Origin of the sequence: Duganella fentianensis (assembly GCF_009857835.1) — a bacterium.
In the GTDB taxonomy this organism is placed as follows: Bacteria; Pseudomonadota; Gammaproteobacteria; order Burkholderiales; family Burkholderiaceae_D; genus Rugamonas; species Rugamonas fentianensis.
Window position 1 is genome coordinate 727,998 of the sequence record NZ_WWCL01000003.1, and the last position, 17,131, is coordinate 745,128.

Consider the following 17,131-nt stretch of genomic DNA (forward strand, 5'->3'; position numbering starts at 1 on the left):
GAAGTCCATGAAACTGAAGCAACTCCTGATCGGCGCCGTACTGGCCGTTTCTGCCATGTCGCTGCTGGCCGAGGCCACGGCGCGTCCTATGGGCGGTGGCCGCTCCATCGGTCGTCAGTCGCAGAACGTCAGCCGCATGCCACCAGCCGCTGCACCTCAGCAAGCGCCACGTCAGGCCGCTCCGGCGCCTGCGCCAGCACCTGCACCGGCCATGCCGCCTAAACCGGCCAGCCCATGGAAAGGCATCCTCGGCGGTGCGCTGCTGGGCCTCGGTATCGGCGCGCTGTTCTCGCATTTCGGCTTCGGTAGCGCCATGAGCGGCATCCTCGGCAGCATCATCATGCTGGCCCTGCTGGCTGGCGTCGTAGTATTGCTGTTCCGCCTGTTCAGCCGTAAATCGGCACCGGCCATGGCACCGGCCGGTTATAGCGGCAACAATGGTTACGGCAGCAGCAACGGTTATGCCCAGCCGGCATCGGCTGGCGGCACGCCGGAAATCGGTTCGCGTCTGGCTGATGCGCCTGCACCAGTGGCCGCGCCGGTAGCGCACACCCCATGGGGCGTGCCAGCGGACTTCGACGCTGCGACCTTCCTGCGCGTGGCCAAAGGTAATTTCATCCGCCTGCAAGCGGCATGGGACAAGGGCGATGTGGCCGATATCCGCGAATTCACCACGCCAGAAGTGTTTGCCGAGCTGAAGCTGCAGATCACCGAGCGCGGCGCGCAGAAGGATTACACCGATGTGGTCAGCATCGAAGCGGAGCTGCTGGGTATCGAAACCAGCAACGACGAGTACCTGTCCAGCGTCAAGTTCACCGGCATGATCAAACCGGCGCCGGATGCGCTGGCCGAGCCGTTCAACGAAGTGTGGAATCTGGTCAAACCGGTATCGGGCAACGGTGGCTGGCTGCTGGCCGGTATCCAGCAGCTGCAGCAGCACGCATAATCGCCGTACTCAGCGGCAAACTGGTAAGATCAAGACCGCCCGTAATCCGGGCGGTTTTTTATTGGTAGTTTTTGTTTACACGGTATCCGTATGATTGCACCGACTCTGGGTTTGTTATTACACCGGCTCACTGCGGCAGCGCCCGCCTGCGCCGCCATCAACCATTTGCTGGCACAGGAGCCATGGGCCCGCACGGCCCTGCAGCGCCATGGGGGCAAGGTGGCGGCCATCGATAGTGGCGCCGTAGTGCTGCGCCTGCAGGTCACGCCGGACGGCTATCTGCAGCCGGCGCCAGAGGGCGAGGAAGCACGCGTGACCATCAGCCTGAAGCTGGCCGACGTGCCGCTGATGCTGCAGAACCGCGAGCGGGCGTTTTCCTATGTGCAGATTGCCGGCGATGCGGAATTTGCCAACACGATTTCCTCGCTGAGCAATTCGCTGCGCTGGGAAGCCGAGCACGATCTGGAAAAGGTAGTGGGGCCCGTAGCCGCCGTGCGCATGGTGCAGGGCGCCAAGGCGGCGCTGGAAACCGTCAAGACGGGGCAGCGCAAGCTGGCCGAGAACGTGGCCGAATTCCTGCTTGATGAAAAACCGGTGCTGGTCCGTCCCCATGTGGTGGAAGACTTTTCCGCCGACGTGGTGCGCTTGCGCGATGACGTAGAACGGGCGGCCAAACGGCTGGCCAAACTGGAACAGAAACTGGGATCGCGCTGATGCTGAAATTTTTACGCCTACTGAAAATCCTGCGCGTTGCGGTTCAGTATGGTCTGGATGAAATCGCGATTGCCGAGCTGAAAAAGCCGCGCATCGCCAAGATTATCGATACGGTGTTTTTCTGGCGCGACCTGTCGGCGCCGCGCGGCGTGCGCCTGCGCATGGCGCTGGAAGAACTGGGCCCTATCTTCGTCAAATTCGGTCAGGTGCTGTCAACCCGGCGCGACCTGATCCCCGGCGATCTGGTGGAAGAGCTGTCGCGCCTGCAGGATCGCGTGCCGCCGTTCGATACGGAGCTGGCCATCGCCCAGATCCGCAAATCGCTGGGTGCCCATCCGGACGAGCTGTTTGCCACCTTTGAACGCACGCCCGTAGCGTCCGCTTCGATCGCACAGGTGCACTTCGCCACGCTCAAAGATGGCAAGCAGGTGGCCGTCAAAGTGCTGCGTCCCGGCATGAAGAAAACCATTGATGAAGACGTGGCGCTGATGCAGACCGCGGCCGAGATGGTGGAACGGTTGTGGGCGGACAGCAAACGCCTGAAGCCTAAAGAGGTGGTGGCCGAGTTCGACAAATATCTGCACGACGAGCTGGACCTGATGCGCGAAGCGGCCAATGCCAGCCAGTTGCGCCGCAACTTCGCCAATTCGGAACTGCTGCTGGTGCCGGAAATGTTCTGGGATTACTGCTCGAGCAGCGTGATCGTGATGGAACGCATGCACGGCATCCCCGTGTCGCAGATCGACCGCCTGATCGAAGCCGGCGTGGACCTGAAGAAGCTCTCCAGCGATGGCGTGGAAATCTTCTTCACGCAGGTATTCCGCGATGGCTTCTTCCACGCCGATATGCACCCCGGGAATATTCTGGTGTCGGTCGATCCGGCCAGCTTCGGCCGTTACATTGCACTGGACTTCGGCATCGTCGGCACGCTCAACGACTTCGACAAGGATTACCTGTCGCAGAACTTCCTCGCCTTCTTCCGCCGCGACTACAAGCGCGTGGCCGAAGCCCATATCGAATCGGGCTGGGCACCGAAAGATACCCGCGTGGACGAACTGGAATCGGCCGTGCGCGCCTGCTGCGAACCGATTTTCGACCGTCCGCTGAAAGACATCTCCTTCGGCCAGATTCTGCTGCGCCTGTTCCAGACTTCGCGCCGCTTCAATGTGGAAGTGCAGCCGCAGCTGGTGCTGCTGCAGAAAACCCTGCTGAATATCGAAGGGCTGGGGCGTCAGCTCGATCCCGACCTCGATCTGTGGAAGACTGCCAAACCGTATCTGGAAAACTGGATGGCCGAGCAGGTGGGCCTGAAAGGCATGTGGCAGCGCATGAAGGCGGAAGCGCCGCACTACGCCCACGTGATTCCGCAACTACCGCGCATGCTGCACAAGGCGCTGGCCCAGCAGGCCGAACCGGCACCCGACAATAGCGAACTGCTCAAAGTGCTGATCGGTGAACAGCAGCGCACCAACCGCCTGCTGTCGCTGGTGATCTATTTCGCACTGGCCTTTGGCGGTGGCGTGGTGGCCGTGCAACTGTATCTGCGCTGGCACCATCTGGGCTGACGCTGCGACCATGGCGGACTTTCTGCAACGCGACCCACGCTCGCCGGCCTTTTGGGACGAGCGCTTTGAACGCGAATTCACCCCGTGGGACCGCGGCGCAGCGCCGCAAGCCTTGCGCGATTTCGTCGCCGCCCAGACTCCGCGGCGCTGCCTGATCCCCGGTTGCGGCGCTGCCCACGAACTAGTGCTGCTGGCCGATGCGGGCTGGGATGTGACGGCCATCGATTTTGCGCCAGCCGCCGTGCAGAAGGGCAAAGCCGTGGCCGGCCGCCATGCCGAGCGCGTGGTGGAGGCCGATTTCTTTGCATGGCAGCCGCAGGGCGAGCCGCTGCAACTGATCTACGAGCGGGCGTTCTTATGCGCCTTGCCGCCCGCCATGCGGCCACAAGTGGCAGCGCGCTGGGCGGCTTTGCTGCCGGCCGGTGGCCTGTTGGCTGGCTATTTCTTCTTTGATAATATTCCTAAGGGGCCGCCATTCGGCATCGCCCGTAGCGAGCTGGAGGAATTGCTGAATGGTAATTTCGACTGCATCGAAGATCAGCCTGTGAGCGATTCGATTGCCGTTTTCGAGGGCAAAGAGCGCTGGATGATCTGGCAACGCCGGGCCTGAGCGCAGGAAACCGGCAAGTGCCTGCTAAAAAGCTTTATAATTCAGGGTTTTGATGATTTTTGCGGAGTAATAGATGCCCATCTACGCTTACCGCTGCGAGGCTTGTGGTTTTGCCAAGGATGTCTTGCAGAAGATTTCCGACCCGCAGCTGACAGTGTGCCTGTCTTGCGGCAAAGAGACGTTTAAGAAACAAGTAACGGCTGCCGGTTTCCAGTTGAAGGGAACGGGCTGGTATCAGACCGACTTCCGTGGCGGTACGCCACCGGCCACCGGTATGTCCACCGGCCCGATGGAAGGTCAGAAGCCAGCCGCCAAGCCGGAAGCTGCCGAGTCCGCTACTGCTACGCCTGCGGCTCCAGCCCCGGCTGCCAGCAGCAGCGAAAGCGCCTGAACGACCGCGTAGTCCGATCCACACTCCGACGAGATTAACCGATGCGTAAGTACTTCATTACCGGCCTGCTGATTCTGGTGCCTCTGGCAATTACTGCCTGGGTGCTTAATCTGGTGATCAGCACCATGGACCAGTCGCTGCTGTTTGTACCGGCGCGCTGGCAGCCACGCACCCTGATCGGCTTCGATATTCCCGGTCTGGGCACGGTGCTGACGGTACTGATCGTGTTCCTCACGGGCCTGCTGACCAATAATCTGGTCGGTAACTACGTGGTGCGTGTATGGGAAAAACTGCTGACCCGCATCCCAGTGGTGAGCTCGCTGTATTCGAGCGTCAAGCAGGTATCCGATACGCTGTTCTCGTCGTCGGGCAATGCCTTCCGCAAGGCCGTGCTGATTCCGTATCCGCATCCGCAATCGTGGACCATCGCCTTCCTGACCGGCACGCCGGGTGGCGATGTGAAGAACCATCTGGTGGGCGATTATGTGAGCGTCTATATTCCAACCACGCCGAATCCCACTTCGGGCTTTTTCCTGATGATGGCGCGTAAGGATGTGGTGGAACTCGATATGTCGGTCGATGCGGCACTGAAGTACATCGTCTCGATGGGTGTGGTAGCGCCGGAAGAAGCGCCCAAGACCCTCGATGCAGTCAGCAAATAAGCAAGCATAAGCAAAAGAAGCAGTACCAGAAAAATAAGCAAATACTAGATTAACTGAGTAACCTAACCTGAACCGAGAAATAAACATGTCCTCAATGCGTACTCACTACTGCGGCCTCACTACCGAAGCGCTGCTTGGCCAAACTGTCAGCCTGTGCGGCTGGGTACACCGTCGCCGTGACCACGGTGGCGTGATCTTCATCGACCTGCGCGACCGCGAAGGTCTGGTGCAGGTGGTGTGCAATCCGGAACAGGCCGAAGTATTCAAGGCTGCCGAAGCTGTCCGTAGCGAGTTCTGCCTGCGCGTCACCGGCGTGGTCAAAGACCGTCTGGCCGGCACCGTCAACAACAACCTGAAATCGGGCAAGATCGAAGTGATCTGCTCGCAACTGGAAGTGCTGAACGCCTCTGTGCCAGTACCGTTCCAGCTGGACGACGACAACCTGTCGGAAACCACCCGTCTGACCCACCGCGTGCTGGACCTGCGTCGTCCACAGATGCAGAACAACCTGCGCCTGCGCTACAAAGTGTCGATGGAAGTGCGTAAGTATCTGGACGAACTGGGCTTCATCGACATCGAAACCCCGATGCTGACCAAGTCGACGCCAGAAGGCGCACGCGACTATCTGGTGCCATCGCGCGTCAACGCGGGTAACTTCTTCGCGCTGCCACAGTCGCCACAGCTGTTCAAACAGCTGCTGATGGTGGCTAACTTCGACCGTTACTACCAGATCACCAAGTGCTTCCGCGACGAAGACCTGCGCGCTGACCGTCAGCCAGAATTCACCCAGATCGACTGCGAAACCTCGTTCCTGACCGAACAGGAAATCCGCGATCTGTTCGAAGACATGATCCGTAAAGTGTTCAAGAACACCATGGACGTCGAGCTGCCTAACCCGTTCCCGGTGATGGACTTCGCCGAAGCCATGGGCAGCTACGGTTCGGACAAGCCGGACATGCGCGTAAAACTGAAGTTCACCGACCTGACCGACGTGATGAAAGACGTCGACTTCAAAGTGTTCTCGGGTGCTGCCAACATGCCTAACGGCCGTGTGGTCGGTCTGCGCGTACCGAAGGGCGGCGACATGCCACGTTCGGAAATCGACGCCTACACCCAGTTCGTCGCCATCTACGGCGCCAAGGGTCTGGCCTACATCAAGGTCAACGAGAAAGCCAAAGGCCGTGACGGTCTGCAATCGCCTATCGTAAAAAACCTGCACGACGCCGCTCTGGCCAAAGTGCTGGAACTGACCGGTGCAGAAGACGGCGACCTGATCTTCTTCGGTGCTGACAAGGCCAAGGTTGTGAACGACGCCATCGGCGCGCTGCGCGTGAAGATCGGTCACTCGGACTTCGGCAAGAAAGCCGGCCTGTTCGACGACGTCTGGTCGCCACTGTGGGTGATCGACTTCCCGATGTTCGAATACGACGAAGAGTCGGATCGCTGGACCGCGACCCACCACCCGTTCACGGCACCGAAAGACGGCCACGAAGACATGCTGGAAACCAATCCGGGCGCCTGCATTGCCAAGGCCTACGACATGGTACTGAACGGCTGGGAGCTGGGCGGCGGTTCTATCCGTATCCACCGCGAAGAAGTACAGTCGAAAGTGTTCCGTGCACTGAAGATCGATGCCGAAGAAGCTCGCCTGAAGTTCGGCTTCCTGCTGGACGCTCTGCAGTACGGCGCGCCTCCGCACGGTGGTCTGGCCTTCGGTCTGGACCGTATCGTCACGCTGATGACCAAATCCGATTCCATCCGTGACGTGATCGCCTTCCCGAAAACCCAGCGTGCCCAGTGTCTGCTGACCCAGGCGCCGTCGGAAGTGGACGAGAAGCAGCTGCGCGAACTGCACATCCGTCTGCGCGCCACCGAGCCAAAAGTCGCTGGCTAAGTCTGTCGTATCAGGAAAAGGCGCTGCGGCGCCTTTTCTTTTATGTTTGCTATGAAGCCTTACAAGATCCCCGAATCGGTGCTGGTGGTGATCCACACGGCCGACCTGCAAGTGCTGCTGATAGAACGGGCCGACAAGCCCGGTTTCTGGCAGTCCGTGACCGGTTCGCTCGATGCCGTGGGCGAGCCGCTGCTGGCCGCTGCCACCCGCGAGCTGTTCGAAGAAACGGGCATCGTTGCCGATGGCCAGCAGATCGTGCTGCGCGACTGGCAGCTCTCCAACATCTACACCATTTATCCCGTCTGGCGCCACCGCTATGCGCCCGGTGTGACGGAAAACACCGAGCACGTTTTCAGCGTGCAGGTGCCGCGCGAGACCGAGGTCAAGCTGTCGCCGCGCGAGCATGTGAACTATCTCTGGCTGCCCTATCTGGAAGCGGCCGACCGCTGCTTCTCCGCCTCCAACGCCGAGGCCATCCTCCAGCTGCGCGGCCAGGTCGGCCACACGGACACCTGAGCCAGGGTTTTGATATGGCCCCGGCCCGGTAGCAGTCCTTAGATCAAGAGCGGAATAGCACCGCTTCGCGTTTGCACCACTGGATGCACATCAATAGCAGCACTATGGCGACCACCGAGGTGGAGAGGAAGACGCTGATCAGATCGGTCAGCACGATGGTGCCCTTGATGACCTCTTTAATCGCCAGTGCGGTATTGGTGATCGGCACCAACGACCAGCCATCACTCAGTTTCATCCCCGGTAGCATGGCTGCCATGATGGGCAAGAATACGATGAGCGTCATCTGCTGCGCATAGCTGGCCGCTTCCTTGTGGCTACGGGCAAAGAAGGATATCGACAGCAGCAACGCTGCCACCATGGCATAGGCCGGCAGGATCAGCAAACCCAGCATGAGCAGTTCCGGCACCTGGATATACTGGGTGAGCGACTGCAATTCGCTGCTTTGCTGTCCCAGCATGTACATCGCGCAGAAGCCCATCGAGGCAATGCCGATGGCGCCGGAAATCACGGCTGCGCACAGTACCACGAGAAACTTGGCGATAACCAGCGTCGAGCGGGAAATCGGTAGCAGCAGCAGGGACTCCAGCGTACCGCGCTCTTTTTCGCCGGCGCCCATATCGATGGCGACTGCGATCGATGACATGAGTCCCATGATGAACAGCAGATATGGAATCAATGCGCCTATCTGTTCGCCATGTTCCTGCCGTGCACTGGCAGTGCTGGCAACGCTCAGCTTAAAGGGCGAGTTCAATGTGGCGGCCAGATCCGGCGTAACGCCGGCGATGGCGAGGCGTTCAACGCGCAGCCTGTTCGTGTACGCTGCAGCGAGCAGGGGTTTGATCCGCTTGCCGACACCGTCGAACACCGTCGCGGTGTTATAGGCCAGCGATATCTCCGGTTGCTGGCCAGCCAGAATGGCACGTTCGCCGTTTGCAGCAAAGATCAGGGCGAAGTCGATCTGTTCAGCTTGAATTGCGGCGATGGCGGCCTGTTGCGAGCCTAGCGGGACGGCGCGCAGCCTGGGCGTGGCCGCCAGTACGGCTTGCAATATCGGTGCCCCATCGTCTGCCACCAGCGCGTAGCGTAGTTCGCGCGTACCTTCCTGCTGGGCTTTGTCGGAGGCTAATTTTGCGTAGCCGGAAAACAGCGCAGGAACAATTATGGCGGGCATGAGCAGCATGAAAGCCAGCGTACGTTTATCGCGCAGGATTTCCAGTAGTTCTTTTAAAAATACGTTCCACATTGCAGGCGGCCTTTAAACAGAAGTATCGGTTGCAGTAACGGTGTGCAGATAAGCGCCATGCAGTGACGAGGTGCCGGTATGACTGAGCAGCTGAGGCAGCGCGCCCTGGAATGCACTGACGCCGTTATTGATGATGCAGATCTCGTCGCACAATTCTTCTACCTCATGCATATGGTGGGTAGAAAAGATGATGGCAGCACCGCTGCGTTTATATTCGCGGACAAAATCATTCACCAGCTTGGCGCCCAGTATGTCCAGCCCGGTGGTAGGCTCATCGAGAATCAGGATTTCCGGCGTATGCACTACCGTGCGCGCAATGGCAGCCCGTTGCTTATTACCGAAAGAGAGTTTATCCACCAGCTGGTCGGCATATTGCTGCAAGCCGAGCTGTTCGATGAGCTCGGACGATCTGGCGCGCAGCGCAGCACCGCGCAGGCCGTAGGCGCGGCCAAAGTATTCGATATTCTCGCGTACGGAAAGCCGCAGATACAGGCCCGTGTGGCCCGACAAAAAACCGATCTGGCGGCGCGCTGCCATGTGTTCCCGCATCAGGCTAAGACCTTTTACGCGCACCTCGCCGTCGGTCGCAGTGATGGCGCCGGACAGGATGCGTAGGGTAGTGGTCTTGCCCGCGCCGTTGGGGCCGATCAGCCCCAGTACCTGGCCCTGCCGACAAGTAAAGGAGACTGATTTGAGCGCCTGTACAGGCTGGCCTTTTGCCGTTCCAGGGTAGGTCTTTTTAAGTCCGACTGCTTCGATCATGTACGCCTTTCTTGATTCGCTGGTTTATTGGGTGTGGCCGCTTCTGGCTCATGTATTGGCAGGGCACCACAGTCTTTTTCATTGAGTTCAGCTGTGATTGTTAAAAGGATAATATACCTGATTCGTGATCGTGCTGGTCATATGGACTCTCACCATCAACGCAGATGCCGGCAAGGCGCGCTGGCCTCGAAGCGGCGTCAGTGGCGTACGCTCCCGTCAGTACGGCGGGAGCTGTGCACTCCCATTCACCCGCGCAATATGTGCGGCGACATACGCCGCAGCTCCGGACTCAGGGTTAGAATAGTCTTATGAGAATCCGCGTTGCTACTTACAATATCCACAAGGGTGTATCGGCCATACGCAGTGAACCGCGCGTGCTGGCACTCAAGCAGGCCATCGGGCTGTTCGATGCCGATGTCGTTTTTTTGCAAGAGGTGCAGGGCCAGCATGATCGCAAGGCGGCCAAATACGGCGCCGAACATCTGGGCCGCAAGCATTGGCCTGCTGCGGCGCAGCACGAGTATTTTGCCGGCGAATCGCGCCATGCCCATGCGGCCTATGGCATGAATGCCGTGTACGACCATGGCCACCATGGCAATGCCCTGCTCAGCGCCTTCCCGATTGCCAACAGCATCAACCACGATGTGTCCGACCACGCTTATGAACAGCGCGGCATCCTGCACTGTGTGCTGGACACGGCGCGCGGCCCCGTGCACTGCTATGTGGTGCACTTCGGTCTGTTCGAAGCAGGACGGCGGCGCCAGACCCAGGCGCTGATCGCGGCCGTGCGCGAGTCGGCCCCCGACGGCGAACCCGTGATCATTGCCGGCGACTTCAACGACTGGCGCAACAGCCTCAGTGCCGAACTGCGCAACGCGCTCGGCGTGCGCGAAGCGTTCGATGAAATCGGCAGCAATTCCGCGCTCGATGAGCTGGTGCGTACGCTGCGCCGCAAGCAGGGCGTGCATCCGGCCCGCACCTTTCCTGCGGCGCTGCCGTTTTTCCGCCTCGACCGCATCTATGTGCGCGGTTTTCAGGTGGAGACAGCACAAGTGCTGCACGGCAGCCTGTGGGCCAAGCTGTCCGACCATGCGCCCATCGTCGCCAATCTGACGCTGACCTGAACCTATGCCCACCGTCAACTTCGTTGCGGACAATGATGTGCTGCTGCTGCACACGGGCGCCGAGTTTTTCCCTGCGCTGCTGGCTGCCATCGATAGCGCGCAGTACGAAATCTATTTCGAGACCTATATCTTTGCCGACGATGCCACCGGGCGGGCCGTGCTGGCCGCACTGGCGGCCGCATCGCGCCGTGGCGTGCAGGTACGCATGATTACCGACTGGTGGGGCACGGGCCGCGGTCGCATCGCCCAGATGCATGCCCAGCTGATGGAAGCCGGGGTCGAGCACCGTATTTTCAATCCGTGGTTCAAGCGCGGCGTGACGCGCACCCACCGCAAGCTGTGCGTGGTGGACCAGTCGCAAGCGTTCGTAGGCGGCATCAATGTGGTCGATGATATGCGCGGCGACCATGGTGGCGCGCTCAGTCTGGCTGCGCCGCGCTGGGATTTTGCCGTGCAGGTCATCGGCCCGCTGGTGGGCACCATCCATATGGAGATGCAGAGCCAGTGGCTGCGGCTGGGCAAAATGGGCCTGATCAAGCGCTTCGAGCTGTACCGCGACTTGCGCAAAGTGCAGAAGCAGGCTGTACAGAACATGGTGCAGGCCGGTTTCGTCGTGCGTGACAATCTGCGCAACCGCCGCACCATCCAGCGCGCCTATCTGCAGGCGCTGGGGCAGGCGCGCCGTAACGTGCTGCTGGCCAATCCGTATTTCGCGCCGGGTGCCAAGTTCCGCCGCGCGCTGGCCGCCGCCGCCGAGCGCGGCGTGCAGGTGACGCTGCTGATAGGCGTGGGCGAGTTCTGGCTGCAGGATGCCGTCGCCCATTCCTTCTACCCCAAGCTGCTGGCCGCCGGGGTGACGGTGGTGGAATACCGCAAGACCCAGCTGCACGCCAAAGTGGCCGTGATCGACGATGACTGGGCCACGGTAGGCTCCAGCAATGTGGACGGGCTTAGCCTGTTCCTGAATCAGGAAGCCAATGTGGTGATCAAGGATGCCGCGTTTGCCAGCAGCCTGCGCCAGCACATCGAGGCGGCTGTGGGCGAGGGCGTGGTGATCCACACCAGCGATTTCGAGCATGTGGGGCGCTGGCGCCGGCTAGGCTACGAACTGGCCTATTTTGCATACAAGATGATTATGCGCATAGTCGCAGTAGGGAAATACGCGTGAACGAGAATGGCAGTGTAAGACTGGATAAATGGCTGTGGGCGGCCCGCTTCTTCAAAACCCGCTCGCTGGCCACCGATGCCGTCGATAGCGGCAAAGTCAAACTGGGCGGCGACAAGGTGAAACCGGCCCGTGCCGTGCGCATCGGCGATGTGCTGGACATCGATAACGGTTCCGACCGCTGGGAAGTCGATGTGATGAATCTGTCCGAAGTGCGCGGCCCCGCCACGGTGGCGCGCAACCTCTACGAAGAAACTGATGCCAGCGTGGCGCGCCGGGCCGAAGTGGCCGAACACCGCCGCCTGTACCGCGAGCCCGGCGCCGATATCAAGGGCCGTCCCACCAAGCGCGACCGCCGCCAGTTGGGCAAGCTATAGCACGTTCGTGCTGATTTTGCTGCGTCGCATCAATAGAACCACACCTCTAACGGTACTGTTTGACATTTACCCCTTGGTAGATAATAGTACGAGCGTTCGCAATTCTTTCACACGGAGTAAATTTAACTAGCGCAGAATGCTCTCTTCTCTCTAGATTAATTTTTACCTTGGGACGTAATCTTATTAATACCTCAACTAAATTTATGCGCAAAGGTGAGCTGACACGGGCCGCAATTCTGGACGTGGCACTGGATCTGGCCAGCCGCGATGGTCTCGAAGGTCTGACCATCGGGTTGCTCGCGGATAAGATGAACATGAGCAAGTCCGGAGTGTTTGCCCACTTCGGTTCGCGTGAAGATTTGCAGTTGGAAGTGCTGAAGCTGTATCACCACCGCTTCGAACAGGAAGTGTTCTTCCCCAGTGTGAAAGAGCCACGCGGTATCCAGCGTCTGCAGTCGATGTTCGCCCGCTGGGTGAAACGGGTCAGCGTGGAAGTGGCTTCCGGTTGTATCTATATCAGTGGCGCCGTCGAATATGACGACCGTCCGGGCCCTATCCGCGAAGAGCTGATGGCCATGGTCGGTGCCTGGCAGGGCGCCTTGCTGCGCTGCGTGAAGCAGGCGGTCGAATGCGGTGATCTGAAAGCCGATACCGATCCGCAGCAGCTGGTATATGAAATGTATGGCCTGATTCTGGCCCTGCACCACGATGCGCGTTTCCTGCGCATTCCGGGCAGTCTGGCACGGGCCGGCATCGGTTTTGAACGCCTGTTAGGTACGTATCGCAATCCGCAATCACCGGCAGCGGTGGTCGCACAGCACTAAACGCAGCATCTCATCCGCTCACCATTTAAACATTTCGTAGTCACTACAAAAGTCATCAGGAGAAAATCATGGGTCAATACGTCGCACCAATCCGGGATATGCAATTCGTTCTGCACGAGTTCCTGAACGTCGGTGAAGAACTGAAAGCATTGCCGGACTACGCTGAAGTTGATGCCGACATCATCAACCAGGTGCTGGAAGAAGGCGGCAAATTCACCTCGGAAGTGCTGTTCCCGCTGAACCACTCGGGCGACCGCGAAGGCTGCAAGCACGACGCCGCAACCAAGACCGTGACCACCCCGAAAGGCTTCAAGGAAGCCTACCAGCAGTACGTGGAAGGTGGCTGGGCTGCACTGGCCTGCGATCCTGAATACGGCGGCCAGGGCCTGCCAGTAGTGCTGAACAACTCGTTCTACGAAATGCTGAACTCGGCCAACCAGGCCTGGACCATGTACCCTGGTCTGTCGCACGGCGCCTACGAGTGCCTGAAAGAACACGGCACCGACGAACAGAAAAAAATCTACCTGCCTAAGCTGGTTTCGGGCGAATGGACCGGCACCATGTGCCTGACCGAGCCACACTGCGGTACCGATCTGGGCATGCTGCGCACCAAGGCGATTCCACAGGCTGACGGTTCGTGGGACATCACCGGCGCCAAGATCTTCATCTCGGCTGGCGAACACGACATGTCGGAAAACATCCTGCACCTGGTGCTGGCCCGCGTACCGGACGCACCGGAAGGCTCGAAAGGCATCTCGCTGTTCCTGGTACCTAAGTACCTGCCGAAAGCCGATGGTTCTATCGGCGAGCGCAACCCGATCACCTGCGGTGCGATCGAAGAAAAAATGGGCATCCACGGTAACTCGACCTGCCAGATGAATCTGGACGGCGCCAAAGGCTGGATCATCGGCCAGCCGAACAAAGGCCTGAACGCCATGTTCGTGTTCATGAACGCTGCCCGTCTGGGCGTGGGCATGCAGTCGCTGGGTCTGACCGAAGTGGCTTATCAGAACGCGCTGGTGTACGCCAAAGACCGTATCCAGATGCGTTCGCTGTCGGGCGTTAAAGCACCTGATAAAGCGGCTGACCCTATCATCGTGCACCCTGACGTACGCCGCATGCTGCTGACCGGTAAAGCCTACGCTGAAGGCGCGCGTGCTTTCACTTCCTACGTGGCACTGCAGATCGACCGCGAACTGCACCACCCGGACGAAGAAGTGCGTAAAGAAGCCGCTGACGAAGTAGCCCTGCTGACCCCTATCGTCAAGGCCTTCATCACCGACAATGCGTGGATCGCTACCTCGGAAGCCATGCAGGTGTACGGCGGCCACGGCTACATCTCGGAGTGGGGCATGGAGCAGTACGTACGTGACGCCCGTATCAACCTGATTTACGAAGGTACCAACACCATCCAGTCGCTGGACCTGCTGGGTCGTAAGATCCTCGGCGACAACGGTGCCAAGCTGCGTAAATTCGGCGAGAAAATCAAAGCCTTCGTAGAAGACAACGGTACCGATGAAGCCATGAGCGAATTCGTGACCCCGCTGGGCGACCTGGGCGACAAGGTCACCAAGCTGACCATGGAAATCGGCATGAAAGCCTTCCAGAACCCGGACGAAGTCGGCGCTGCCTGCGTGCCTTACCTGCGCGTAGTCGGTCACATGGTGTACAGCTACTTCTTCGCTCAAATGGCGAAGATCGCGCTGGCCAAGGAAGACAGCGGCGACAACTTCTACAAAGCCAAACTGGCGACCGCACGCTTCTACTTCGCCCGTCTGCAACCAGAAACTGCAACCTTGATCCGTCAGGCTCGTTCGGGTTCGGCCAACCTGATGGCCCTCGACGCTGACCTGTTCTAAGCAACTTAAGGATACGACATGACCAATTTCATCGTTAAAAAAGTAGCCGTGCTGGGCGCCGGCGTTATGGGCGCGCAGATCGCCGCTCATTGCGTCAACGCCAAAGTGCCTGTGGTGCTGTTCGACCTGCCAGCCAAGGAAGGTCCGAAAAACGGCATCGTGCTGCGCGCTATCGAGAACCTGAAAAAGCTCTCGCCTGCACCGCTGGGTAACAAGGAACACGCTGCCCTGATCGAAGTCGCCAACTATGAAGACGATCTGGCCAAGCTGGCCGAGTGCGATCTGATCATCGAAGCGATCGCCGAGCGTCTGGACTGGAAACACGACCTGTACGCCAAAGTGGCACCGCACATTGCGCCGAACGCGATCTTCGCTTCGAACACTTCGGGCCTGTCGATCACCAAGCTGTCGGAAGGCTTCGATGCGGATCTGAAATCGCGCTACTGCGGCGTGCACTTCTTCAACCCACCGCGCTATATGCACCTGGTCGAAATCATCCCGACCGAGTTCACCAAGCCGGAAATCAGCGACCAGCTGGAAGGCTTCCTGACCACCACGCTGGGCAAAGGCGTGGTACGTGCCAAGGACACCCCTAACTTCATCGCTAATCGCGTAGGCGTGTTCGGCATTCTGGCCATCGTGCACGAAGCCGAGAAATTCGGTCTGTCGGTCGACGTGGTCGACGATCTGACCGGCGCCAAGCTGGGTCGCGCCAAGTCGGGTACCTTCCGTACCGCCGACGTGGTCGGTCTGGACACCATGGGCCATGTAATCAAAACCATGCAGGACTACCTGCCGAACGATCCGTTCGCCGCCGTCTACAAAACCCCGGCCGTGCTGGCAGGTCTGGTAGAAAAAGGCGCGCTGGGTCAGAAGACCGGCGCCGGCTTCTACAAAAAAGTAGGCAAAGAGATCCAGCGTCTGGACTTCGCTACCGGTGAATACGTGACCGGCGGCGGCAAGGCTGCCGACATCGTTGCCCGCATCCTGAAAGAAAAGGATCCGGTCAAGAAGATGAAAGCACTGCGCGAATCGACCAATCCACAAGGCCAGTTCCTGTGGGCGATCTTCCGTGACGCTTTCCACTACATCGCTATCCACCTCGACAGCATCGCCGACAACGCGCGCGAAATCGACTTCGCCATGCGCTGGGGCTTCGGCTGGAACGTGGGCCCGTTCGAAACCTGGCAAGCCGCTGGCTGGACCCAGGTTGCCAACTGGGTCAAAGAAGACATCGACGCAGGCCACGCACTGTGCAACGCACCGCTGCCAGCCTGGGTATTCGAAGGCCCTGTAGCTGAAAAAGGCGGCGTCCACACCCCTGAAGGTTCGTGGTCGGCCGTATCGAAATCGTTCGTGCCACGTTCCAACCTGGCCGTGTACGAGCGTCAGCAGTTCCGCGCTCCGGTATTCGGTTCGGGCGCTATCGACGGCCGCACTGCCGGCACCACCGTGTTTGAGGACGACTCGGTACGCCTGTGGCACAGCGGCGACGAGGTGCTGGTCATCTCGCTGAAGACCAAGATGCACGTGATCGGTCAGGGCGTGATCGAGGGCTTCAAGATGGCTCTGGCGGAAGCAGCCAAGAACTACAAAGGTCTGGTGATCTGGAGTGCCGACGCTGCCGAAGGCGGTGCCTTCTCGGCCGGTGCTGACCTGCAATCGGCGCTGCCAGCGTTCATGCAGGGTGGTGCCAAGGCGGTTGATCCTATCATCCGCGAACTGCAAGACACCTTCATGGCCATGAAGTACTCCAACGTTCCAGTGGTGGCCGCAGTAGCCGGTCTGGCACTGGGCGGCGGCTGCGAAATGGCGCTGCACGCATCGAAACGCGTAGCATCGATCGAGTCCTACATCGGTCTGGTGGAAGTGGGCGTAGGCCTGATTCCTGCCGGCGGCGGTCTGAAAGAAGCAGCAGCACGCGCTTACAAAGAAGCCAAGGGCACCGACATCCTGCAATTCCTGAAAACCGGCTTCACCAACGCGGCTACCGCCAACGTGTCGAAATCGGCTCTGGAAGCACAGGCTATGGGCTACCTGAAAGAAGACGACGTGATCGTGTTCAACCCTTACGAACTGCTGCACGTAGCGAAAGTAGAAGCTCGCGCCATGTTCGACAAGGGCTACCGTCCACCACTGAAGGCACCGATTCAAGTGACCGGCCGTTACGGCTACGGCACCATCAAGGCCCAGCTGGTGAACATGCGCGACGGCGGCTTCATCTCCGCACACGACTTCAAACTGGGCGAAATGATTGCCGAGATCGTGTCCGGTGGCGATATCGATCAGGGTTCCTTCGTGAGCGAACAGTGGATACTGGATATGGAGCGTAAAGCTTTCCTGGAACTGCTGAACCATCCGAAGACCCAGGAACGCATCATGGGCATGATGCAGACCGGTAAACCGGTCCGCAACTAAGCAGTGCGTAACTAAGCAACGCTTCTAAGTGTATGTCTGTCCTGAGCCTGATTTTTAAAGT

16 protein-coding genes are annotated in these 17,131 nt (G+C 59.5%); 14 read left to right on the top strand and 2 right to left on the bottom strand.

All coding sequences use genetic code 11. The features are described 5' to 3' along the window. Positions 1-7 precede the first annotated feature (7 nt). The 8 genes from GTP23_RS16355 to nudB all read left to right on the top strand — a co-directional run bounded on the left by GTP23_RS16355 (position 8) and on the right by nudB (position 7,298). Entirely contained in the window at positions 8-946 is a 939-nt protein-coding gene (locus GTP23_RS16355; protein WP_161036088.1) for a Tim44 domain-containing protein, read from the top strand. Positions 947-1,036: 90 nt separating this feature from the next. Beyond that, entirely contained in the window at positions 1,037-1,660 is a 624-nt protein-coding gene (locus GTP23_RS16360; RefSeq protein WP_161036089.1) for a ubiquinone biosynthesis accessory factor UbiJ, read from the top strand. Then, on the top strand, positions 1,657-3,225 hold the full coding sequence (ubiB, locus tag GTP23_RS16365) for a ubiquinone biosynthesis regulatory protein kinase UbiB (protein WP_155436311.1): 1,569 nt from the start codon (positions 1,657-1,659) through the stop codon (positions 3,223-3,225). The genes GTP23_RS16360 and ubiB overlap by 4 nt, the downstream gene beginning before the upstream one ends. Positions 3,226-3,235: 10 nt before the next feature. Further along, a complete protein-coding gene (locus tag GTP23_RS16370) occupies positions 3,236-3,835 on the top strand; it encodes a methyltransferase domain-containing protein (protein WP_161036090.1) in 600 nt (199 codons plus the stop codon). A 73-nt stretch (positions 3,836-3,908) separates the two neighbouring features. Then, positions 3,909-4,226, top strand: a complete 318-nt coding sequence (locus GTP23_RS16375) for an FmdB family zinc ribbon protein (RefSeq protein ID WP_161036091.1) — start codon at positions 3,909-3,911, stop codon at positions 4,224-4,226. A 41-nt stretch (positions 4,227-4,267) separates the two neighbouring features. Next, the gene (locus tag GTP23_RS16380; protein WP_161036092.1) at positions 4,268-4,888 is read left to right on the top strand and encodes a DUF502 domain-containing protein; all 621 of its coding nucleotides are present in this window, start codon (positions 4,268-4,270) and stop codon (positions 4,886-4,888) included. A 94-nt stretch (positions 4,889-4,982) separates the two neighbouring features. Then, positions 4,983-6,782 carry an aspartate--tRNA ligase gene (aspS, locus tag GTP23_RS16385; RefSeq protein WP_202412243.1) on the top strand — a complete coding sequence of 600 codons (1,800 nt, stop codon included), beginning with the start codon at positions 4,983-4,985 and terminating at the stop codon, positions 6,780-6,782. A 51-nt stretch (positions 6,783-6,833) separates the two neighbouring features. Next, complete coding sequence (gene nudB / locus GTP23_RS16390) at positions 6,834-7,298, top strand: dihydroneopterin triphosphate diphosphatase (RefSeq protein WP_202412244.1); 465 nt, start codon at positions 6,834-6,836, stop codon at positions 7,296-7,298. A gap of 43 nt (positions 7,299-7,341) precedes the next feature. On the opposite strand, the gene GTP23_RS16395 is transcribed toward nudB, so the two are convergent. Further along, positions 7,342-8,541: an ABC transporter permease gene (locus GTP23_RS16395; protein ID WP_161036095.1), complete on the bottom strand. Its 1,200-nt coding sequence runs from the start codon at positions 8,539-8,541 to the stop codon at positions 7,342-7,344. 12 nt (positions 8,542-8,553) lie between these two features. After that, positions 8,554-9,303, bottom strand: a complete 750-nt coding sequence (locus GTP23_RS16400; protein ID WP_161036096.1) for an ABC transporter ATP-binding protein — start codon at positions 9,301-9,303, stop codon at positions 8,554-8,556. Between the two features lie 308 nt (positions 9,304-9,611). Here GTP23_RS16400 and GTP23_RS16405 point away from each other — a divergent pair, with 308 nt between their 5' ends. The 6 genes from GTP23_RS16405 to GTP23_RS16430 all read left to right on the top strand — a co-directional run bounded on the left by GTP23_RS16405 (position 9,612) and on the right by GTP23_RS16430 (position 17,070). Further along, the gene (locus GTP23_RS16405; protein ID WP_161036097.1) at positions 9,612-10,427 is read left to right on the top strand and encodes an endonuclease/exonuclease/phosphatase family protein; all 816 of its coding nucleotides are present in this window, start codon (positions 9,612-9,614) and stop codon (positions 10,425-10,427) included. A 4-nt stretch (positions 10,428-10,431) separates the two neighbouring features. Further along, a complete protein-coding gene (gene clsB, locus GTP23_RS16410) occupies positions 10,432-11,595 on the top strand; it encodes a cardiolipin synthase ClsB (protein ID WP_161036098.1) in 1,164 nt (387 codons plus the stop codon). Beyond that, positions 11,592-11,969 carry an RNA-binding S4 domain-containing protein gene (locus tag GTP23_RS16415; RefSeq protein WP_161036099.1) on the top strand — a complete coding sequence of 126 codons (378 nt, stop codon included), beginning with the start codon at positions 11,592-11,594 and terminating at the stop codon, positions 11,967-11,969. The genes clsB and GTP23_RS16415 overlap by 4 nt, the downstream gene beginning before the upstream one ends. Before the next feature lie 203 nt (positions 11,970-12,172). Continuing rightward, entirely contained in the window at positions 12,173-12,793 is a 621-nt protein-coding gene (locus tag GTP23_RS16420) for a TetR/AcrR family transcriptional regulator (RefSeq protein WP_155436302.1), read from the top strand. A 68-nt stretch (positions 12,794-12,861) separates the two neighbouring features. Further along, positions 12,862-14,652 (top strand): acyl-CoA dehydrogenase C-terminal domain-containing protein, encoded by a 1,791-nt coding sequence (locus GTP23_RS16425; RefSeq protein WP_155436301.1) that lies wholly within the window; start codon positions 12,862-12,864, stop codon positions 14,650-14,652. A gap of 18 nt (positions 14,653-14,670) precedes the next feature. After that, positions 14,671-17,070 (top strand): 3-hydroxyacyl-CoA dehydrogenase/enoyl-CoA hydratase family protein, encoded by a 2,400-nt coding sequence (locus GTP23_RS16430; protein WP_161036100.1) that lies wholly within the window; start codon positions 14,671-14,673, stop codon positions 17,068-17,070. The last annotated feature ends 61 nt before the right edge of the window (positions 17,071-17,131 follow it).